16 protein-coding genes and 1 pseudogene are annotated in these 18,535 nt (G+C 71.1%); 7 read left to right on the top strand and 10 right to left on the bottom strand.

Annotation, left to right across the window (positions count from 1 at the left end):
* Positions 1 to 92: 92 nt before the first annotated feature.
* On the bottom strand, positions 93 to 671 hold the full coding sequence (locus AB0H86_RS11650) for a helix-turn-helix domain-containing protein (RefSeq protein WP_362436012.1): 579 nt from the start codon (positions 669 to 671) through the stop codon (positions 93 to 95).
* 407 nt (positions 672 to 1,078) lie between these two features.
* Complete coding sequence (locus AB0H86_RS11645; protein ID WP_362436010.1) at positions 1,079 to 1,483, bottom strand: MarR family transcriptional regulator; 405 nt, start codon at positions 1,481 to 1,483, stop codon at positions 1,079 to 1,081.
* 92 nt (positions 1,484 to 1,575) lie between these two features.
* Between AB0H86_RS11645 and AB0H86_RS11640 the strand changes: the two genes are divergently transcribed.
* Complete coding sequence (locus AB0H86_RS11640) at positions 1,576 to 2,310, top strand: SDR family oxidoreductase (protein ID WP_362436008.1); 735 nt, start codon at positions 1,576 to 1,578, stop codon at positions 2,308 to 2,310.
* 261 nt (positions 2,311 to 2,571) lie between these two features.
* Here AB0H86_RS11640 and AB0H86_RS11635 read toward each other — a convergent pair.
* Positions 2,572 to 2,745, bottom strand: a pseudogene (locus AB0H86_RS11635) (GntR family transcriptional regulator); the annotation flags it as partial.
* A 346-nt stretch (positions 2,746 to 3,091) separates the two neighbouring features.
* Between AB0H86_RS11635 and AB0H86_RS11630 the strand changes: the two are divergent.
* Both AB0H86_RS11630 and AB0H86_RS11625 read left to right on the top strand, forming a co-directional pair.
* Positions 3,092 to 4,192, top strand: a complete 1,101-nt coding sequence (locus AB0H86_RS11630; protein ID WP_362436006.1) for an LLM class flavin-dependent oxidoreductase — start codon at positions 3,092 to 3,094, stop codon at positions 4,190 to 4,192.
* The gene (locus AB0H86_RS11625) at positions 4,189 to 5,589 is read left to right on the top strand and encodes an NtaA/DmoA family FMN-dependent monooxygenase (protein ID WP_362436004.1); all 1,401 of its coding nucleotides are present in this window, start codon (positions 4,189 to 4,191) and stop codon (positions 5,587 to 5,589) included. The genes AB0H86_RS11630 and AB0H86_RS11625 overlap by 4 nt, the downstream gene beginning before the upstream one ends.
* A 32-nt stretch (positions 5,590 to 5,621) precedes the next feature.
* On the opposite strand, the gene AB0H86_RS11620 is transcribed toward AB0H86_RS11625, so the two are convergent.
* A complete protein-coding gene (locus AB0H86_RS11620) occupies positions 5,622 to 6,587 on the bottom strand; it encodes a pirin family protein (RefSeq protein WP_362436002.1) in 966 nt (321 codons plus the stop codon).
* A 182-nt stretch (positions 6,588 to 6,769) separates the two neighbouring features.
* Between AB0H86_RS11620 and AB0H86_RS11615 the strand changes: the two genes are divergently transcribed.
* Both AB0H86_RS11615 and AB0H86_RS11610 read left to right on the top strand, forming a co-directional pair.
* On the top strand, positions 6,770 to 7,276 hold the full coding sequence (locus AB0H86_RS11615; protein WP_362436000.1) for a MarR family transcriptional regulator: 507 nt from the start codon (positions 6,770 to 6,772) through the stop codon (positions 7,274 to 7,276).
* Between the two features lie 74 nt (positions 7,277 to 7,350).
* Positions 7,351 to 7,698: a tetratricopeptide repeat protein gene (locus tag AB0H86_RS11610; RefSeq protein ID WP_362435998.1), complete on the top strand. Its 348-nt coding sequence runs from the start codon at positions 7,351 to 7,353 to the stop codon at positions 7,696 to 7,698.
* 233 nt (positions 7,699 to 7,931) lie between these two features.
* Here the strand turns inward: AB0H86_RS11610 and AB0H86_RS11605 are convergent, their stop codons facing one another.
* Positions 7,932 to 9,341: a PepSY-associated TM helix domain-containing protein gene (locus tag AB0H86_RS11605; protein WP_362435996.1), complete on the bottom strand. Its 1,410-nt coding sequence runs from the start codon at positions 9,339 to 9,341 to the stop codon at positions 7,932 to 7,934.
* A gap of 148 nt (positions 9,342 to 9,489) precedes the next feature.
* Here AB0H86_RS11605 and AB0H86_RS11600 point away from each other — a divergent pair, with 148 nt between their 5' ends.
* The gene (locus AB0H86_RS11600) at positions 9,490 to 10,137 is read left to right on the top strand and encodes a peptide deformylase (RefSeq protein WP_362435993.1); all 648 of its coding nucleotides are present in this window, start codon (positions 9,490 to 9,492) and stop codon (positions 10,135 to 10,137) included.
* 184 nt (positions 10,138 to 10,321) lie between these two features.
* Here AB0H86_RS11600 and AB0H86_RS11595 read toward each other — a convergent pair whose 3' ends face one another.
* Positions 10,322 to 11,755, bottom strand: coding sequence for an NAD(P)/FAD-dependent oxidoreductase (locus AB0H86_RS11595; RefSeq protein ID WP_362435991.1), 1,434 nt, complete (start codon positions 11,753 to 11,755; stop codon positions 10,322 to 10,324).
* A gap of 120 nt (positions 11,756 to 11,875) precedes the next feature.
* Between AB0H86_RS11595 and trxA the strand changes: the two genes are divergently transcribed.
* Positions 11,876 to 12,262 carry a thioredoxin gene (trxA, locus tag AB0H86_RS11590; RefSeq protein ID WP_362435989.1) on the top strand — a complete coding sequence of 129 codons (387 nt, stop codon included), beginning with the start codon at positions 11,876 to 11,878 and terminating at the stop codon, positions 12,260 to 12,262.
* Between the two features lie 105 nt (positions 12,263 to 12,367).
* Here trxA and AB0H86_RS11585 read toward each other — a convergent pair whose 3' ends face one another.
* The 4 genes from AB0H86_RS11585 to AB0H86_RS11570 form a co-directional block, all read right to left on the bottom strand.
* Entirely contained in the window at positions 12,368 to 13,804 is a 1,437-nt protein-coding gene (locus AB0H86_RS11585) for a benzaldehyde dehydrogenase (RefSeq protein WP_362435987.1), read from the bottom strand.
* Between the two features lie 333 nt (positions 13,805 to 14,137).
* On the bottom strand, positions 14,138 to 14,755 hold the full coding sequence (locus tag AB0H86_RS11580) for an SUKH-4 family immunity protein (RefSeq protein ID WP_362435985.1): 618 nt from the start codon (positions 14,753 to 14,755) through the stop codon (positions 14,138 to 14,140).
* Between the two features lie 134 nt (positions 14,756 to 14,889).
* Positions 14,890 to 16,575, bottom strand: coding sequence for a nucleic acid/nucleotide deaminase domain-containing protein (locus AB0H86_RS11575; protein ID WP_362435983.1), 1,686 nt, complete (start codon positions 16,573 to 16,575; stop codon positions 14,890 to 14,892).
* Between the two features lie 264 nt (positions 16,576 to 16,839).
* On the bottom strand, positions 16,840 to 18,528 hold the full coding sequence (locus AB0H86_RS11570; RefSeq protein ID WP_362435981.1) for a hypothetical protein: 1,689 nt from the start codon (positions 18,526 to 18,528) through the stop codon (positions 16,840 to 16,842).
* Between the last annotated feature and the right edge of the window lie 7 nt (positions 18,529 to 18,535).

Below are 18,535 nucleotides of genomic sequence, written 5' to 3'. Positions count from 1 at the left end.
ATGAATCCGGGGTGGGTCGCGCCGGATCCCCTGCCGCGTGGGCTCCAGATGACTTTTCTGGATCATCCGATACAGATTGAGGGCGTGAAAAGTCAGTCGAGGACGGTCAGCGCGACCTCCACGAGGGGTTCGAGGGCGCGGACGTCCGGCGTGACCTTCGAGGAGACCAACAGCCCGTTGAGGAAGGTGACGAGGAAACCGGCGAGCGTGTACGGGTCGTGCCGCGCCGCGATCTCGCCCCGCTCCGTCGCCACCCGCAGCACTTCGGCGAGTGCTTCCCGGCTGGCGTCCTGCATGTCGCGCACGGTGCGCCGCGTCGCCGGGTCCTGCGGCAGGCGCTCACAGGCGGCGTTGACCGCGAGGCAGCCCCGTCCGTGGTCTTCTACGGCGATCCGGACCCGCTCGACCAGCATCGCGCGGATCGCCGACCGGGCGTCCGCCCCCTCCTCCAGGTCGCGCAGGGCGGCAGCCGCGAGGGTGGTGCGATAGTGCTCCAGCGCCGCCCGGTACAGGCCGTCCTTGTCGCCGAACGCCGCGTACAAGGACCCCTGCCCGATCCCCAGATGCTGTGTCAGGTCGCGCACCGAGGTCGCCTCGTAGCCGCGCGCCCAGAACAGCTCCATCGCACGGCTCACCGCCGCCTCGGTGTCGAACTCTCGGGTCCTTGCCATGACCCCACCGTAACTTATCTGGATCGACTGTTCAAGAAAGAGCCTGCCGGGGAAGCATGGCATGACGCCCCTTGCCCTGTGGTGGTCATGTACAGCTCCTGAAGAGGCGCGTGGATCTCCGGTTCACCCTTCAGGCAGCCAGAGTGCCCTGGTGAAAGTGCACGCGCCAGCCCGTCTCCGTCTGGCGCCAAAGGGAGCTCCGGCTCCGATCTCTGTGAACCGCGGATCCAGAAGCTCCCGAACAAGGGCCGGAGCGTCGCACCGGGCAGCGATCTGAACCCGGCGCGCGAGGCGGACGTCGAGGGCGTCCCAGTGGAGATGCGCCCAGGAGTTGCTGGGCCGCAACCAGCGCTGTTGGCAGTCACGACCAGACCGGTGCGATGCTGTTCCAAAACCGTGAGGAGAGTTCAGCGCTCGCCGAGCACGGCTGCCAGGGCGGCGTAACGTGCCCGGTCTTCCGATGTCAGATGGGCGAATCGGTCCGTGACCGAGGAGGCGAACCGCTGCCGGATCCGGTCGCGGAGTTCCTCTCCTGCCTCCGTGAGCACGACGCGGTTGATCCGCCGATCCTTCGAGTCCTGCTCTCGGGCGAGCAGTCCGCGCTTCTCCAGCCGGTCGACCATGCCGGTCACGTTCGTCTTGTCGCAGCCGAGTGTGGCGGCCAGCCCGCTGAAGGACGGCCGTTGGGCGAGGGTGCACAGCAACTGGGTCTGCTGGCTGGTCAGTTCGAAGTCGCGGGCGATCTCCGCGTAGAGCAGGGCGGCCTCGCGGTGCAGTGCGGCCACCGCCGCGACGAGGTCATCAGACGTCATGGCGTCAGTCTACTCAGTGGATGGTTGACATTCTCGACCAATAAAGTCGATGATCTAAACCATCGAGCATCTCGACGAGTGGAGGCTGGAACGTGTTGGCAGGAAAGGTCGCCCTGGTCACCGGGGCATCGCGGGGAATCGGGCGGGGTGTCGCCGAGCGGCTGGGCTCGGACGGGGCGCAGGTCATCGTGAACTACCGGTCCGATGCCGAGGCGGCGGCCGAGGTCGTGGCCACGGTCGAGAAGGCCGGCGGCCACGCGACGGCCGTACGCGCCGACGTGTCCGACCCGGTTCAACTGCGCGGGCTGTTCGAGACCGCCGAGGACACTTACGGCGGTCTGGACATCCTGGTCGGCAACGTGGGAGTCGCCCGGTTCGCCCCGCTGGCCGACGCCACGGACGAGGACTTCGAGCTGGTTTTCGCGACGAACACGCGTGCCACCTTCGGGGCGTTGCGCGAAGCGGCCCGCCGGCTGCGCGACGCAGGGCGCATCGTCGTGATCTCCAGTGGCACGACCGTCACGGCCCGACCGACCGGCGGACTGTACGCGGCCAGCAAGGCCGCCGGCGACCAACTCGTGCGGGCGGCGGCGCAGGAGCTCGGGCCGCGCGGGATCACCGTGAACAGCGTCCTGCCCGGCGCGACCCGCACCGACGCCCTGGAAGCAGGCATGACCGCCGAACGACTGGCGGCCATCCGCGGGCAGACTCCGCTCGGACGCCTCGGGGAGCCCGCCGACATCGCCGCGGTCGTCGCCTTCCTGGTCTCGGAGGACGGTGGCTGGATCACCGGCCAGACCATCCACGCGGGCGGCGGCCTCTTCTGACCGGACCATCCCGACCACGAACGGCTCACGCCGAGAATCCCTGCGCCCAGCCGGGCTCCCCAACCCGGTGAGGAGTTCGGTCAGCGCTTCCGGGGAGCCGGTATGGCGCAGTCGGCCGGTCTCCGGCCAGGTGACCGTGCCGTTCAGCTCGGCCGGCCGGTCGGCGCCGGGACGGCGGTGTCGAGTACGACGTCCACCTCGGCGAAGACCATGGGTGAGTGGCTGTCCCATCACCGGAGTACCACCGGTGCGAGGCCGCTCTCAGGTCGTCGGGGGTTCGCCCCCGGTGTCCCGGCGGACCTTCTGCCCCCGGATGCGCGTGTCCCGGTCGTGTTCGTGGGGCTCCAGCATGCGCAGCCGGGCCGCCTCGGCGTCCCGCTCGCGGATCGCCGCGGTGAGGGCCCGGTGTTCGGCGAGGGTCGCGTCGAGGGTGTCGTCGACCGTGCGGGTCTGCCACGGCGGAACGGGAGCCGTGGGCCCTGTCCGGGGCTGGGGGCTGACGCCTCTCCATCAAGTGCCCTTGACACTCGCAGGGGCGGACGACGTACTTTGAGCTCGCGGTTCTCTGACGGGTGGAGGCAGTTTCATGCACGTAACCGGCGCGGCACCGCAGTGTGCGTGCACCGGTGCGCGGCTGATCACCCGGCGGCATGTCGACTACTGCCGTACGTCCTCCGCCGTCTGTCCTTCCGTACACGTCTGACCCCTGCCGGCCCGTCCCGTCGGCCGTCTCGTCGTGGCCCTGCGGCCCCGAGCTCTCGTGTTTCTCGGAAGGAACCCCATGTCCGGCCCTGCCCTGCACCTCGCCGTGGAGATAGACGGCGACGGCGCCCACCCCGCGGCCTGGCGCCGCGCCGCCCACTCGCCCGACCAGTTGCTCAGCCCGCGCCGCGTGGCCCGGGTCGCCGCCGTGGCCGAGAACGCCGGGTTCACTCTGATCACCCTGGACGACGGCGTACTGCCGCCCGGAGCCGCACCGGATCCCGTGGGCCGGATCGGCGCGGTGGAGCGTGCGGCCTTCGTCGCGGCGTCCACCAGCACCGTCGGGATCGCCCCTGTCGCCGCGCTCACGTATGCCGAACCCTTCCATGTCTCCAGCCAGTTGGCGTCCCTGGACCACATCTCCGGCGGCCGCGCCGGATGGGTGGTGACGGAGGAGGAAAGCCCCGAGGCGGCCCGCGCCTGGGGGCGGCCCCTGGTCGCCGACGCCGCCGCGCGGGCCCAGGAGTCCCGGGACGGTGTGGAGGTGGGCCGGGCCCTGTGGGATTCGTGGGAGGACGACGCGGTCATCCGGTCCGTGGCCACGAGCCGCTACCTCGACCGCGAACGGCTCCACTACATCGACTTCACCTCGGAGGCGTACGCCGTCAAGGGCCCGGCGATCGTGCCGCGCCCGCCCCAGGGGCAGCTCGTCGTCCTGGGCGGGCCGGACCGGGTTCCCGCCGCACAGCTCGACGTCGCTCTCGTGGCGGGCCGCGACCTCACTGCGGTCACCACGGCCGCCGCTGCCGCGGGCACACCCCGCGTCTTCGCCGAGGTCGAGGTGGCGCTGGACACCGCGGAGGCCACCGCCGTCGAGCGCGTCGCCGACCTGGAACGGCACGCGTCGTGGACCGACCGGGAAAGGCTGCGACACATCGGCTCCGCCGACCAACTCATCGCCCTGCTCGGCGAGTTGAGCCGTCATGTCGATGGCGTACGGCTGCATCCGCTGGTGCTGGACGAGGACCTGCCCGTCCTCTCCCGCCTCGTCCTGCCGGCGCTGTCCGAGCGGCGCCTCGTCGCCCGCCCCCTGCCCGGCACATCCCTGCGCTCGACCCTGGGGCTGCAGCGCCCCGCCAACCGCTTCGCCGCCGCGGCCGTTCAGGAGGAAGCCCGATGACCCGCACCGATCCCTTCGATGTCCCCCGGCCGCACGCCCAGTTCCACTTCGGGGTGTTCTTCCAGGGGGTCAACCACTGGACCATCTGGTCCGCCCCCGACAGCGGCTCCCAGATCGACCCCGCATCCTTCCGCCGGGTCGCCCAGACCGCCGAACGGGGCCTGTTCGACGCGTTCTTCCTCGGCGAGGGGCTGCGGCTGCGCGAGGTCGACGGCAAGATCCACGACCTCGACGTGGCCGGACGGCCGGACGCCATCACCCAGCTCGCGGCGCTGGCCGCGGTCACCCGCCGGATCGGCCTGGTCAGCACCTCCAACTCCACGTTCAACGAGCCCACCGATCTCGCCCGCCGTCTGTCCGGCCTCGACCTGCTCTCCGAAGGCCGCGCCGGCTGGAACGTGGTGACCACGGACAACGCCTGGACGGGCGCCAACTTCCGCCGCGGCGGCTATCTCGACCACGCCGACCGTTACCGGCGCGCCGAGGAGTTCCTCACCGTGGCCCGCGCGCTCTGGGACGGTTGGGAGGACGGAGCCGTCGCCGACTCCGCGGAGGCACCCGCCTGGTCGACGCCCGGTGCCGTACGCCAAGTACGCCACCGTGGGCCGCAGTTCGACGTCGACCTCGCCCCGACCCTGCCGCGCAGCGCCCAGGGGCACCCGGTCATCTTCCAGGCCGGCGACTCCGGTGAGGGACGCGACTTCGCGGCCCGCAACGCCGACGTCATCTTCTCCGCGCACGGCAACGACTTCGACGACGCACTGGCCTTCGCCGAGGACATCCGCAACCGCCTGCGTGCCGTCGGCCGGCCCGACGACGACCTGCGGATCCTGCCCGGCACCGAGATCATCCTCGGCGCCACCGAGGAGGAGGCCCAGGAGAAGAAGCGCTGGATCCGACTCCAACAGGTCACCCCTGCCACGGCCTTGGGGATCGCCGGGCTGTTGTGGGGTATCGATCTGTCCGATCGTGACGCCGACGGGCCGTTGCCCAAGGAGGATCCGGTCGTCGCCGACAACGACGGCTCCTTCGGCGCGCGGCGCATCGCCGACCCGCGCGAGGTCGTGGCCGAATGGCGTGCGAAGGCGGAGGCGGGCGGCTGGTCGCTGCGCGAGACCGTCATCGCGCTCGGCCCGCAGCGCGGCCATGTCGGTACTCCGTCCGCCCTGGCCGACAAGTTCGCCCACTTCGTGCGGCACGGCGCGATCGACGGCTTCAACGTCACGCCCTACCTCATCCCCGACGGTCTCGACGACATCGTCGAGCTGCTCGTCCCAGAACTCCAGGAACGCGGGGTCTACCGCACCGAGTACAGCGGCACCACGCTCCGCGAACACCTCGGCCTGCGCGAACCCCTCACCCACCGATCGGCGCCCGCCCGACGGGAGGCAGGCTGACCGTAGATGGGTATGTGGCTCCTGGGGGTCGGTCAGCGCACCCTCCCCCGCGGCTTCAGCGCCACCGGCGGAAGCTGCGGAGCGGGCAGCGGCGCCCCGTCGTACCCCTTCACCTCTCCGAATCGCGACCCGGTCATCCAGTCCTCACGAGCTTGGACGATCTCCTCCTGGGACCGTCCGATCCAGTTCCAGAACATGATCAGCTCCTCGTCGAACGGCTCGCCGCCGAGGAGCATCAGGGCCGCGTCCGACTCGGCGCGCAGCGGGAGTTCGCGGCGTCCGCAGCCGAGGTAGAGCATGGAGCCCGGCAGGACCTGCACGCCGTCCACGTGGGCCTCGCCGGACATGGACAGGACGGCGTACTCGAAGTCCGGCTCCAGCGGCAGGCGTACGTCCGTTCCGCGGGCGAGGGCCAGGTCGGCGCCGACGATCGGGGTGTACGTCGTACCGGGCGAGGTCGCGCCGTCGAGATCGCCGAGGACGAGCGTGGCTGTGAGACCGGGCGCCGTGACACGGGGCAGGTCGGCGTGGTGCTCGAAGCGCGGGTCGGTGTGACGGTGGCCATCGGGAAGGGCGACCCACAACTGTGCGCCGTGCAGCAGGCGCGCGTGCGACGCGGGGCTCTCCTCGGAGTGGCTGATGGCCCGGCCGGAGGTCATCAGGCCCAGTTCGCGGGGGCGGATCGTCTGGAGGCTGCCGGTGGAGTCGCGGTGCAGCACCTCGCCCTCGTGCAGCCAACTCACGGTCTGCAGGCCCATGTGCGGATGCGGGGGCACCTGCATGCCGGGCTCGTCGGCGATGTCGTCCGGGCCGTAGTGATCCACGAAGCACCAGGCGCCGACCATGCGTCGGCCCAGGTTGGGCAGCAGACGGCGGACCTCGGTGGATTCGCCGAGCTTGACGCGTCGCGGGCTGAGGAGCTCACGCACGGGTTCCGCCACCACGAATCCGCGGCCGCCACACAGTGCTGGAACCGCCTCGCGATCAAGATTGCTCATGCACCTCAACCTAGCCCCGCGCGGGCGCCCGCGTCAGGTCAACAAACCCTCGATCATTAGTAGCCATGGACATTATATCCATGTACCGTATTTGCATCGCGACACCCTCCGCTCGGACATCGCCGGGAATCACCAGGGCGGAGCGCGACATCACTAGGCAGAGCGAGATACCGAGGAGAGCCATGACCGCCGCGAACGCACCCACCATCACAGCCGCCACCAGCGGGTCCAGCGCCGAATCCGCCACCGCGCCCCCTCTCGACAGCCGTGCCATCGCCCTCGCCCACTACGCCGCCCGAGCGGTCCTGGAGACCGTCCTGGCGCGCCACGGCCTCACGTTCCAGGAACTGGTGACTCTGCGGCTCTTCGCGATCGCCGACACCGCCGTCGACCGCGACACCGTCGGCAGCCAGGTCGTCGACGCCCTGAAGATCGACCCGGTGCGGGCACGGGGCGTCATCGAGGAACTGATCGCAAAGGAGCTGGTCGCGTCCGACGCGTCCGAGATGTCCCGACTGCGGGCCACGGATGCCGGGCGGGTCCTGTACACCGAGGCCGGCGCCGAGACGGCACCGATCTCGGCCCGGATCTACGCCGGCATCCCGGCGGAGGACCTGGCGATCGCCGGTCGCGTCCTGGCCCAGGTCACCGAGCGGGCGAACACCGAGCTGGCCGCCCTCTCCCAGTGACCCCCAGCCACCCTTTCCAGGTAGTGGAATGTTTGACCATCTCGCGGAGTTGTAGGCCGCGAAGGAGGTCAGCAGTGGACATGAAGTACTACGACCACGGAACACCGGCGGAGCGCTGGGAGCGCGCCCGGATGTTCTTCGACGCGAAGGACTACGCCGCCGCCGCGCGCGTCCTGGGCGGGCTGGTCGAGGAGGTGCCGGAGCAGACCGGACCACGGCTGCTGCTGGCCCGTGCCTACTACCACTCGGCTCAACTGAAGCGCGCCGAGAGCGAGTTGCGGATCATCGTCGAGCGCGACCCGGTGGAGCACTACGCCCGGCTGATGCTCGGCCGCACCTTGCAGCGGCAGGGCCGAACGGACGACGCGGAGCCGCATCTGCGCCTCGCCTCGGCGCTCGCGGGTGACTTCGAACAGCTCTGATCCCACCGTCGCGATCCGACCGTGCCTCGGGCCCGGCTCCACCGCGGAGCCGGGCCCGAGGCACGCCTTGCCATGCCGGACGTCGCCCCCGGCCCGCCGGGCGGCGCCGAGGGATCGCCCGCTTCTCGCAGGCCCACCACGACGGACCGTGCGAGGACGGCGACGTCGGCGTCACGACCGGCCTCGATCCGCTACCTACGAACCGTTCCCACCACCGGGTACCAACCCCACCATCACGCATCCGCTCCGCTCGTCAGTGCCCGCCGGCCCCGCCGGTGGGCGGCCTCACCGAGGATGACGTCCACGGCGATGAAGGCGGCCAGCGGGATGCCGAGCAACGGCACGAAGTAGCCGACCACGACGATGGCCACCACGCACGGCAGCAGGATCTGCGGCGGGACCTGCTGCCAGGCACCGCGCGGGATCGGCCGGCCGAAGGCGGAGCCACGGCCGCGCTGCCACCACATGCGGTAGCCCCACACGATCAGCAGGACCAGGGAGAGCGCGAGGAACATCAGGGCGATCTGGTTGACCAGCCCGAAGAGGGAGCCGGTGTGCAGGTCGATGCCCCAGCGGGTCAGCTTCGCCAGCAGCGGGTAGTCCGCGAACCGCAGGACGTCGGTGACCTCGCCGGTGTTCGGGTCGATCGCGACGGAGTCCTGCTTCTCGGGCCAACTGCGCTGGATCTGCTTCACCACGTACGCGGACGAGGCGTCGGCGGGCGGGACGATCTCGACGGGGTCGCCGAGCTCTTCGGAGCGGGCGGCCGCCAGGACCTTGTCGAGGCCGACGCCGTGCTCCGCGTCCCCGGCCGACGCGGAGTCGCCGTGGCCCGCGTGGTCGCCGCCCGCCGTGGCCGTGACGGACGGGGTGGCCTGGCCGAGGGAGGTGCGCAGTTCGTCGATGTTCGCTCCGGCGTACGTCGACCAGGTCAGCCCGGTCGCCGAGAGGAACAGGAACCCGGCCGCCGCCCAGGCACCGACGGTGCCGTGCAGGCCGAGGGTGCGGCGCCGCCCGCTGGTGCCGCGCAGCTTGCGCAGGGCGCGGCGGCGGGAGAACCACAGCGCCAGACCGCCGAGCGCGATCACTCCGAGCCAGCTCGCCGCGAACTCGCTGTAGAGGCGACCCGTCTCGCCCAGGTGCAGATCGCGGTGGAGGTCGTCGATCCAGGTGCGCAGCGGCAGCGCGCCGGTCGAGCCGTACTGCTCCAGCGCACCGCGCACCTTCGCGGTGTACGGGTCGACGAACACGGCGAGCGTGTGGTCGGCGCCGACGCCCTTGACGCCGGACAGCAGCACCCTGGTCGTCGCGTCGGCCTCCGGAGAGGGACGGACGGCGCTCACCGTGCCCTCGGGGTGCGCTTCGCGGGCGGCGGCCACCTGCTCGGATATCGGCAGCTTGGCGTCACCGACGGCGGAGACGGTCATCTCGTCGGCGTACACGAACTTCTCGGCCTGGAACGAGCCGGCGTACAGGAAGCCGGTGACGGCGGCGACGAGCAGGAACGGGGCGACGAGCGCTCCGGCGTAGAAGTGCAGGCGCAGCACCAGTGGGCGCAGCGTGGCCCAGCTGCTGGGGGACGACGCCGGGGCGGCGGCGCGTTGCGGGGCCTCGTCCGTGGTGGTCGAGGGAGCGGTGGACATCGGCGGACTTCTCCCGGGGCAGGGGACGTTTCTCGGGTGTAGCGGTCCAGTAGTCGGGAGGAAGGAGTGCCCAGTTCCCGGGTACGTGAGTGCCGCGCGTCACACTGAGGGTTCGGGGTGTCCCGGAGTGCCGTGGCATGCTGTCGCGATGGCATCTCCCCGTGATCGCGCCCCCGTTGCCGAGTTGGTCGAGGAACTCCTGGCCACGGACGGTCCGTTGCCCATCATCGCGGCCGGCGATCCCGTGCTGCGCCGGGGCGCGGACCGCTTCGACGGCCAACTGGGCCCCGCGCTCCTGTCCCGTTTCGTCGAGGCCCTGCGGGTGACCATGCGCGCGGCACCGGGCGTGGGCCTGGCCGCACCGCAGGTGGGGGTGGAGCTGCGGATCGCGGTGATCGAGGACCCCGCGCCCGTACCGGAGGAGGTACGGCTGGCGCGCGGCCGGGTCCCGCAGCCGTTCCGGGTCCTGATCAATCCGTCGTACGAGCCCGTCGGCACCGCCCGTGTCGCGTTCTTCGAGGGCTGCCTGAGCGTGCCGGGGTGGCAGGCGGTGGTGGCACGGCCTGCCCAGGTGCGGCTGACCGGCGAGGACGAGCAGGGCCGTGCGTTGGACGAACAGTTCACCGGCTGGCCCGCTCGGATCGTCCAGCACGAGACCGACCACCTCGACGGCACCCTGTACCTCGACCGCGCGGAGTTGCGCTCCCTGTCCTCGAACGAGGCGATGGCGGCGCGGTGGACGCAGCCGACGTCGGAGGAAGCGGCGCGCGAACTGGGTTTCGGCCTACCGGGCTGATCGGAGCCCCGGCGGCGGGTCCTTCGAGCCCGACCCGCCGTCCTCCGTCCGTCGGCGACGGGCCTCCGGGTCCGCCCTGCCGCCCTCCGTTCGTCGGCTGCGGGCCGCCAGGTCCGCCCTGCCCGTCCTCCGTCCGTGGCCGTCCCGCGACCGACGGGACGGCCTCGGAGAGGGCCGAGCGGCGTCAGTTGTCCCGATAAGCCTCCAGCAACCGCAACCACACCTCGCTGATCGTCGGAAACGACGGCACCGCGTGCCACAGCCGGTTGATCGGGACCTGGCCGGCGACCGCGATCGTCGCGGAGTGGATGAGTTCGCTCACGCCGGGACCGACGAAGGTGACTCCGAGGAGGACCTCGTCGTCCAGGTCGACGATCATGCGGGCGCGGCCCCGGTAGCCGTCGGCGTAGAGGCCGGCGCCGGAGACCGAGGCGAGGTCGTAGTCGACGGCGCGGACACGGTGGCCTGCCTGTTCCGCCTCGGCGAGGGAGAGGCCCACGGCGGCCGCCTCGGGGTCGGTGAAGACGACCTGGGGGACGGCCGCGTGGTCGGCGGTGGCCGCGTGGGCGCCCCAGGGGTCGGATTCCAGGAGGGGGACGCCCGACGCACGGGCGGCGATGGCGGCGCCCGCGATACGGGCCTGGTACTTGCCCTGGTGAGTGAGCAGAGCGCGGTGGTTGACGTCGCCGACGGCGTAGAGCCACTCGCTGCCGGTGACGCGCAGGCTGTCGTCGACGTCCAGCCAGGACCCGGGTTCGAGACCGACGGTGTCGAGACCGATGTCGCCGGTGTGCGGGGAGCGTCCGGTGGCGAAGAGGATCTCGTCGGCCTCGATGCGGTCACCGGTGTCGGTGACGACCACGACCGTGCCGTTCTCCCGGGTGACCGACTCGACGGACGTCCCGGTGCGGATGTCGGCGCCCGCCTCGGCGAGGCTCTCGGCGACCAGCTCGCCGGCGAAGGGCTCCATGCGGTTCAGCAGGCCCTTGCCGCGGACGAGGAGGGTGACCTGCGAGCCGAGGGCCTGCCAGGCGGTGGCCATCTCGGTGGCGACGACTCCCCCGCCGACCACGACCAGGCGGCCGGGCGCCGCTTTCGCGCTGGTGGCCTCCCGGCTCGTCCATGGCGCGACCTCGGCGAGGCCGGGCAGCTCGGGCAGGACGGCGCGGGTGCCGGTGCAGACGGCCACGGCGTGCCGGGCGGTCAGCACCTTGCTCTCACCGTCGCTGCCGGTGACCGTCACCGTGCGCGATCCGGCGAGGCGGCCGTGGCCGCGGTAGAGGTCGGCCCCGATGCTGTCGAGCCAGCCCACCTGGCCGTCGTCCTTCCAGTGGGAGGTGTAGTAGTCGCGGTGGGCCAGGATCGCGGCCGCGTCGAGGGGGCCCTGTACCGACTGGCTCAGGCCGGGCGTGCGGCGGGCGTCGGCGCGGGCGATGACCGGGCGCAGCAGGGCCTTGCTGGGCACGCACGCCCAGTACGAGCACTCGCCGCCGACCAGTTCGCTTTCCACGACCGCGGTGGAGAGGCCGGCCGCACGGGTGCGGTCGGCGACGTTCTCCCCCACGGGCCCGGCACCGAGCACCACAACGTCGTAGGCGATGGATTCCGTTTCCGTCATAGGGCCAGTCTGGTGGGTGGTGTGCGCGGAGGCCACACGGGTACGTGCGCGGAATACGGACCAGGGCTGCCGCGTTGTGCCCGACGGCTTCGCCCCGACACCAGGAAGAGGGATCACGCCATGAGCAGCACCGTGGAGCTCACCAAGGAGAACTTCGACCAGACGGTCACGGACAACGAGTTCGTTCTGATCGACTTCTGGGCGGAGTGGTGCGGTCCGTGCCGGCAGTTCGCGCCGGTCTACGAGAAGGCGGCCGAGGGGAACCCCGACCTGGTGTTCGGCAAGGTGGACACCGAGGCGCAGCCGGAGCTGGCCGCGGCCTTCGGTATCCAGTCGATCCCGACGCTGATGATCGTCCGTGACCAGGTCGCCGTGTTCGCGCAGCCGGGCGCCCTGCCCGAGACCGCTCTGACGGACGTCATCGGGCAGGCCCGCAAGCTGGACATGGACGAGGTCCGCAAGTCCGTCGCCGAGCAGCAGGCCCAGGCCGAGCAGAACGGCGAGTAGGGCCGACGCTCGTGCCCGCTCGAGGGCACGTGCCCGCCGACGAGCGCGTACCCGCCGGCTATGCGCCCGCAGGTCGCGTGCCCGCTGAAGGCCGCGTTCCCGTGTCTAGAACGGATACGTGGCCACATCCCCGCGCACGGTCGTCCAGCGCAGCTCCGTGAAGGCCTCCAGGTTGGCGTCGCCGCCGAAGCGGGCGCCGGTGCCGGACGCGGCGATGCCACCGAAGGGGGCGACGGCCTCGTCGTTCACGGTCTGGTCGTTGATGTGGACGATGCCGGTCGGAATCCGGTCGGCGAGATCGAGGCCGCGGGCCGCGTCCCGGGTGACGATGCCGAGCGACAGGCCGTAGGGGCCGGCCGCCGCCAGCGTGGCCGCCTCGTCGGGCGTACGGAACGACCTGACGGGTGCCACGGGGCCGAAGACCTCCTCCGTGTACGCGGGGGTCCGGTCATCGACGTCGACCAGGACCGTCGGCCGGTAGAAGCGCCGGTCGTGGGTGCCGCCCGCGGCCAGCCTGGCACCTTGGGCCGTGCTCGCCTCCACCAGGCCGCGTACCTTGGCGAGTTGGCCGTCGTCGATGATCGGACCGAGGTGGACCTGCTCGCGGTGCGGGTCGCCGACGGCCAGCGAGTCGGCCCGTGCGGCCAGCCGCTCCACGTAGTCGCCGTAGAGGGACTCGTGCACCAGGTGACGGCCGGTCGTCATGCAGATCTGGCCCTGGTGGAAGAAGGAGCCCCAGGCCGCCGTGGAGATCACCGCGTCCAGGTCCGCGTCCTCCAGCACGATCAGGGCGGAGTTGCCGCCCAGCTCCAGATGGGCGCGCTTGAGGTGGCGGCCGGCCGCCTCGCCGACGGCGCGGCCCGCCGCGGTCGATCCGGTGAACGAGATGACGGGGATCCCTGGGTCGGCGACCAGGGCCTGGCCGGCGTCGGGGCCGCCGGGCAGCACGTGCAGCAGGCCCTCGGGCAGCCCGGCCTCGGCGAGGATCGCGGCGAGGGACAGTCCGCCGCAGACCGCGGTGCGCGGGTCCGGCTTCAGGACGACCGCGTTGCCGAGGGCCAGCGCCGGGGCGACGGAGCGGATGGAGAGGATCAGCGGGGCGTTGAAGGGGGCGATCACACCCACCACGCCGGCCGGGACCCTGCGGGTGTAGGACAGTCGGGCCGCCTCGCTGGGCAGGACCTGTCCGGCCGGGCGGGAGGCGAGCGCCGCGGCCTCGTAGCACTCCTGGGCGGCGACGTGCAGTTCGAAGTCGGCCTTGCCGGGTATGGACCCGGATTCGCGTACCAGCCACTCGCGCAGTTCGTCGGCGTGCGCGGTGAACAGGTCGCCTGCCTTGCGCAGCACCCCGGCCCGGACGAAGTGCGGAAGGCGGGACCACTCATTCTGGGCACTGTGGGCCGTCTCGGCGGCCGCGGCGACGTCCTCGGCGGTGGCGAGGGTGACGGTGCCGAGCGTGTCACCGGTGGCGGGCTCGGTGACGGCGTGTTCGGGTCCCGACAGACTGCGGGACTGCCAGGACTTGGGGTCGAGCAACGACATGACGGCTCTCCGTTCGGTCACCGGTGGACGCACAGGGGCAACGGCAGTCACGTGTCCCATGCCCATATGGTTGAGCATGCAACATGCTAGATGCCGTTTCTGATGGCGAGACGAGCTCGGCATGTGCGGCGATCTGGACTGGTCGCGGTGCGCGATCGACTCTGTCAGCCTCTCGTCCGCGGCATTCCACCCGATCGCTCACGGCGGGGACCTCGACGCCGACGCCCGGCGAAACCGCACGCTGACAGGCAGGTCGTGGAGGAGACAGGTCCGCAGGCAGGCGGCCTGCTCACCGCGCGGCCCTCGCGGTGCGTGGGCGACGTCGGCCGACGATCACCCGTAGAGCGAGCGGGCTCCCGGGCTGTTGCCCTTGAAGCGCTGGCCCGCGGCGATCTCGTCGCCCACTACCGACCAGACGGTCTCGTCGTCCTGGAAGGGGAGCGGGTCGGTGCTGCTCGTCTCCGCACGGATGCGATCGACCTCGCCGTCCAGACGCTCGAAGTCGGCTTCCTCCTCGTCCTCGTCGCCGCTGAAGGTGAACTCCTCGAGCAGACGCTGGAGCCGGAGGGTGACCTGGACGAGGGAGGAGACGTCCGTGTGGAGTTCGACCACGGTCTCCTCGTCGGCGTCGAAGGCGTGCACCTTGCCGGAACCGGGGTCGAGGGCGAGGTGGGCGTTGAGCAGCCAGCCGATGACGGGCCATTCGCCCGCGTCCTGAGAGGCGTCCTCGAAGTCCTCGGCGTCGACGACGTCCTGGACGAGGGGCAGCCGACCGGAGTCCTCGTCGGGCTCACGCAGCCGGAGTGTCCCGGTGGGGACGCCGACGGTCTGCAGGAGGCGGGCGCCCTCGGTGTCCGCGGCGGCGGGCGGGAAGGCGCTGGCGGGCACGGTCGCGATCCGGTCCTCGCCGAAGATGTCGACGAGCTCGCTGCGGGTGACATCGAAAAGCACTGCCGGAACTCCGAACTCGGCGGCGGCACGGGCGCCGTGGGACTCTTAGCGGACGGAAGCGGTCACAACAACAGCGTTGCGGATCGAGGCGCTTGAGGCGACTCCGATTCCGCCCGGACCGCTGACCCGCCCTCTTACGGAACGAACTTGTTGTCCGAGGGCGAGAGATTCATGACTGTATCAGTGCGTCCACCGGCGACACCGTGCTGGTCCCACTGGTTGTGCAGCCACTTGACGTAGGCGCGGTGCTCGCGGTCCTTCTTGTACTTGCTGAGCTCTTCGCCGTCCGGACCCTTTTCCGACTGGTCGTATTTCGAGCTGTGGGTGACCTCGAGATTGTCGGGGAATTCCCTCGCGAGGTACTTGTCGCACTTGGGATTCTTCTGGCAGGGCTCACGTTCCGTGTAGAGCTCGCCGACGTTGCCCTCGTTCCCCTTCTTGATCAGCGGGTGTCCGATGGAACGTTCGGAGTGTGCCTCACCGCTGGCGCCGACCAGGACGAAGCGGTTCCCCTTGCCGTCGTCGTGCAGCGCTGAGGCGTAGTTGCCGCCGGCAATGTAGGAATCGGGGCGTTCGGTGCGGTTGGCGTAGCGGCCGAGCTGGGCGGCGCGGGCCAGGTCGGTGGAGCCGGGCGCGACCTTCGTGGAGTCGACCGTGGTGCCCGTGTTGGGCTTGTTCTTGCGCTGCTTCTCCCCCTTGTTGTTCCACGGGTACCAGGCCTTGTCGCCGAGTACGTCGTTCACTCCGGAGGAGTCGTTGTGGCGGACGGGACTGGTGGTCCCGTCGTGGTGCAACTGTCGGATCGAACCGTCGTCGCTGAGAAGGTACATGGGCGTGTCGCCGTCACGCTTGACCTTCTTGACGTCGACCTTGTCGGCCTCGTCGCCGATGTCGTGGTCCTTGCGCTTCTGGTGCCGGGAGGCAGCCTTCACCCGCTCCGGGATGGTGTCGGTGACGTGGTCGGTCGCCTTCTTGGCTGCCTTCTCCATGCCGTCGATGGCAGCTTCGAGGATGCCGTCGAAGGCCTCGGTGAACGTGTCTTTGCCCTTGGTCCTGCCGAAGGAGTTCTTCGACTTGCCGAGGTGGATCCCGGACTGGCCGCCCATCTCGCTGCCATGGCGGGAGACCTTGCCGGCGCCGTCCTCGAACTCGACGTGGTCGATGACCGTCTTCTTGCCCTCGCTGCCGGAGCCGTCGCTGTCGCCCGCGGAGGCCAGTTGCATGCCGCCCGGCTTGTCACCGGGGTTGAAGGCTCCCTCGGCGAGGTCGAGGACCATGTCGGAGACGAGTTCCTGGAGTTTTCCGGTGACGGGCTCGGTGACCTTCGCGATGAGCGCTTCGACTATCTGATCGACCGCCTCGTCGATGAGCCGCTTCACGATGGTGCGCATCAGCGCGATCTCACCGGCGGCGACCGCGGCGGAGATGCCCAAGGTCACGGGCGCGGCGGCGAGTTCGGCGACGATGGTGCCGGCGAGTATCGCGAGTTCGACGCCCGCCTTGACCTTCATGCCGCGGATGATCTGGCCGACACCGTCGCAGGCGTCCGCGAACAGCCGTGCCACCTCGGGGATCTTCTCCAGGTGACCGATCTTCACGTGCGACCAGTGCTTCTGCATGGACTCCACGGCCCAGCCCTCGGAGGAGGTGAGGATGCGGGTCACGGCTTTGTCCGCGTCGCCGCCGCGGCCCTCGAACTGCTCGGCGAAGTCCCGCATGGACGTCGCCATCTCGAAGTAGTCGTCCTCGTCGACGTTGGGCCAGCTGACCCCGATGAGGTCGAGTGCCTCGTCGATGATGCTCGACAGTACCAGACCCATGCCCGCGCGCTCCGTCCCCCGTCAACTACATCTCCTGCCCCAAGCTAACGGGCCAGGTTGTCAGGTGCACAAGCGAAACCGGGCCGCGTCAAGGTTCTGTGACAAGAGTCCTATCTGATGGTGACGGCAACGGAGTTGACCGGGCTGGCGCAGGGCACGGAACGCAACGAAACGCAACTGTCAGGCGCATTGCCGGCGGGTGTCCGGTACGTACCCAGATGGCCGGCGCCACGCGGGTGTCCACCGTTCACCGCGTCGCAGCTGTCACCGCACCCGCATCCGCACGAGTGCCTCGTCCGTCCCCACCACCAGGTCCCCTTCCGCCGTGAAGGCAAGGGCGTGGGCCTGGCTGCCGGGGTGGAAGGTGCGCAACCGGTCGTCGTCCAGGGCTCGGTGTTCGACGAGGCCGTCGGCCCAGGCGATCGCGAGGACGAGCCCGGCGTCGGTCGTCGCCACCGCCACCGCGTTGACGGCGCAGTTGCGGGCGGCCACCGGCTCGGGCATGGGGGTGGTGTGGGGCGCCCATGCGCGTATGGTGCCGTCGGCGCCGCCCGTGTACAGCAGGATGACGGTGTCACCCTCCGCGGAGACGGGCAGGGCGGTCCCGGCGACCGCGGTGACGCGCCCCCGGTGCAGAGCGGCGGTACGCGGCTCCGCGTCGGCGGTCACCACGTGCACTGTTCCGGCGGCGTCACCGAGCACTACACGGTCCCCGGCGCCGGTCAGCGCGGTGACCGTCTCCTGCTGACGCCGCGTGTACTCCTGTACGGCTTTCAGGAGTTGCTCCTGCACGGAGAGGCCGTCGTCGAGGAGGGCGGCGAGCCCCTTGGGCTTTGCGGACTCGGCGGCGCGCTGCGTGTGCAGGAGCCCGTGCTCGTCGAGGACGCTGACGGTACCGTCGCCGTGCTCGGCAGTGGCGCGGACTCCGGGCGCGGAGTGCGGGAGGCGTCCGGCGGTGCGGGCGCTCTCCGCGTCGAGGACGCGCACGGTGCCCTGGTGGTCGGCGACGACGAGCCGCCCGGCCAGGGGGCCGGTACCGGCCGCCAGGGAGCGGACCGGGCCGGGCCACGGTGGAGTGACGTCGCCGCGCACCCGGTGCCAGACGACGCTCCAAGAGGCCTCTTGAGCAGCGGAGTCGAGGGTGGCGGGCAGTCGCGGATCACCGGCGTCACCGAGGGCGGCGAGGAGGACCAGGGCGCGTTCGGCGGCCGGCTGCTCGCGGGTCAGGGAGGCGCCGGCCCGCAGCCAGGCGGCGCGCAGTCCGCCGTGACTCTCCTCGGAGCGTTCGTACGCGGTGGTCACGCTCCAGGGGTCGGCGGCGCAGACCGAGGCGGGATCGTCCAGGTCGAACGGTTCCTCCGGCTCCGGGTCCTGCCCCGCGGGCCCGGCCGGGCCGACGGGTTGGGCCGCGTCCGAGGATTCGTGGTGGGTCTCGTCGGTCCACTGGGGCTCGTCCAGGTCCATGCGGGCGCAGGGTCCGGCGGTGAGCGCCTGCGCCCATTCCGTACCTGAGCGGACCTCGACAAGTACCCGGACGTGCTCCAATGAGGCGATATCCAGGGCGAGTTCGACGAGTGAGCCGGGCTGCTCGGCGGAGTGCAGTTCGGGCAGCGCGATGACGGTGCGGCGCCGGTCGGCGGCCAGCGCGGCCAGCAGGTCGCCCGGGGAGCGGGCGGCGATCGACAACTGTTCGCCGAGCATCCAGGCGGCCGTGGTCGCGGTCTGGCCGGGCAGCGGTACGAAGCCGTGGATGCGGCGTTCGCTGACGGTGCCGGGCCGGGTGCCGTGGCCGATCAACCAGGCGAGGAGCCGTGACTTGCCGCTGCCCTCGGCGCCGGTGACCACGGCGAGGCCGGGGGCGCGGGGGTCGCCGAGCCAGGAGAGCAGGGCGGCCGCGGCGGGCTCCCGCCCGGAAGCGGGCCGGGGCCAGCGCGGGGCGGGACCGGCGGTCATGAACCCA

The organism is Streptomyces sp. NPDC050997 (assembly GCF_040660135.1).
Taxonomy (GTDB): Bacteria; Actinomycetota; Actinomycetes; order Streptomycetales; family Streptomycetaceae; genus Streptomyces.
The sequence above is the reverse complement of the archived record's forward strand: the minus strand, read 5'-3'. Positions and strand labels throughout refer to the sequence as shown.

Excerpts from the sequence above, each read along its gene's own strand:
- AB0H86_RS11595 (WP_362435991.1), bottom strand. The coding sequence starts at position 11,755 with ATGACGGAAACGGAATCCATCGCCTACGACGTTGTGGTGCTCGGTGCC.
- AB0H86_RS11625 (WP_362436004.1), top strand. The coding sequence starts at position 4,189 with ATGACCCGCACCGATCCCTTCGATGTCCCCCGGCCGCACGCCCAGTTC.
- AB0H86_RS11650 (WP_362436012.1), bottom strand. The coding sequence starts at position 671 with ATGGCAAGGACCCGAGAGTTCGACACCGAGGCGGCGGTGAGCCGTGCG.
- AB0H86_RS11600 (WP_362435993.1), top strand. The coding sequence starts at position 9,490 with ATGGCATCTCCCCGTGATCGCGCCCCCGTTGCCGAGTTGGTCGAGGAA.
- trxA (WP_362435989.1), top strand. The coding sequence starts at position 11,876 with ATGAGCAGCACCGTGGAGCTCACCAAGGAGAACTTCGACCAGACGGTC.
- AB0H86_RS11620 (WP_362436002.1), bottom strand. The coding sequence starts at position 6,587 with ATGAGCAATCTTGATCGCGAGGCGGTTCCAGCACTGTGTGGCGGCCGC.
- AB0H86_RS11645 (WP_362436010.1), bottom strand. The coding sequence starts at position 1,483 with ATGACGTCTGATGACCTCGTCGCGGCGGTGGCCGCACTGCACCGCGAG.
- AB0H86_RS11585 (WP_362435987.1), bottom strand. The coding sequence starts at position 13,804 with ATGTCGTTGCTCGACCCCAAGTCCTGGCAGTCCCGCAGTCTGTCGGGA.
- AB0H86_RS11570 (WP_362435981.1), bottom strand. The coding sequence starts at position 18,528 with ATGACCGCCGGTCCCGCCCCGCGCTGGCCCCGGCCCGCTTCCGGGCGG.
- AB0H86_RS11615 (WP_362436000.1), top strand. The coding sequence starts at position 6,770 with ATGACCGCCGCGAACGCACCCACCATCACAGCCGCCACCAGCGGGTCC.
- AB0H86_RS11575 (WP_362435983.1), bottom strand. The coding sequence starts at position 16,575 with ATGGGTCTGGTACTGTCGAGCATCATCGACGAGGCACTCGACCTCATC.
- AB0H86_RS11605 (WP_362435996.1), bottom strand. The coding sequence starts at position 9,341 with ATGTCCACCGCTCCCTCGACCACCACGGACGAGGCCCCGCAACGCGCC.
- AB0H86_RS11630 (WP_362436006.1), top strand. The coding sequence starts at position 3,092 with ATGTCCGGCCCTGCCCTGCACCTCGCCGTGGAGATAGACGGCGACGGC.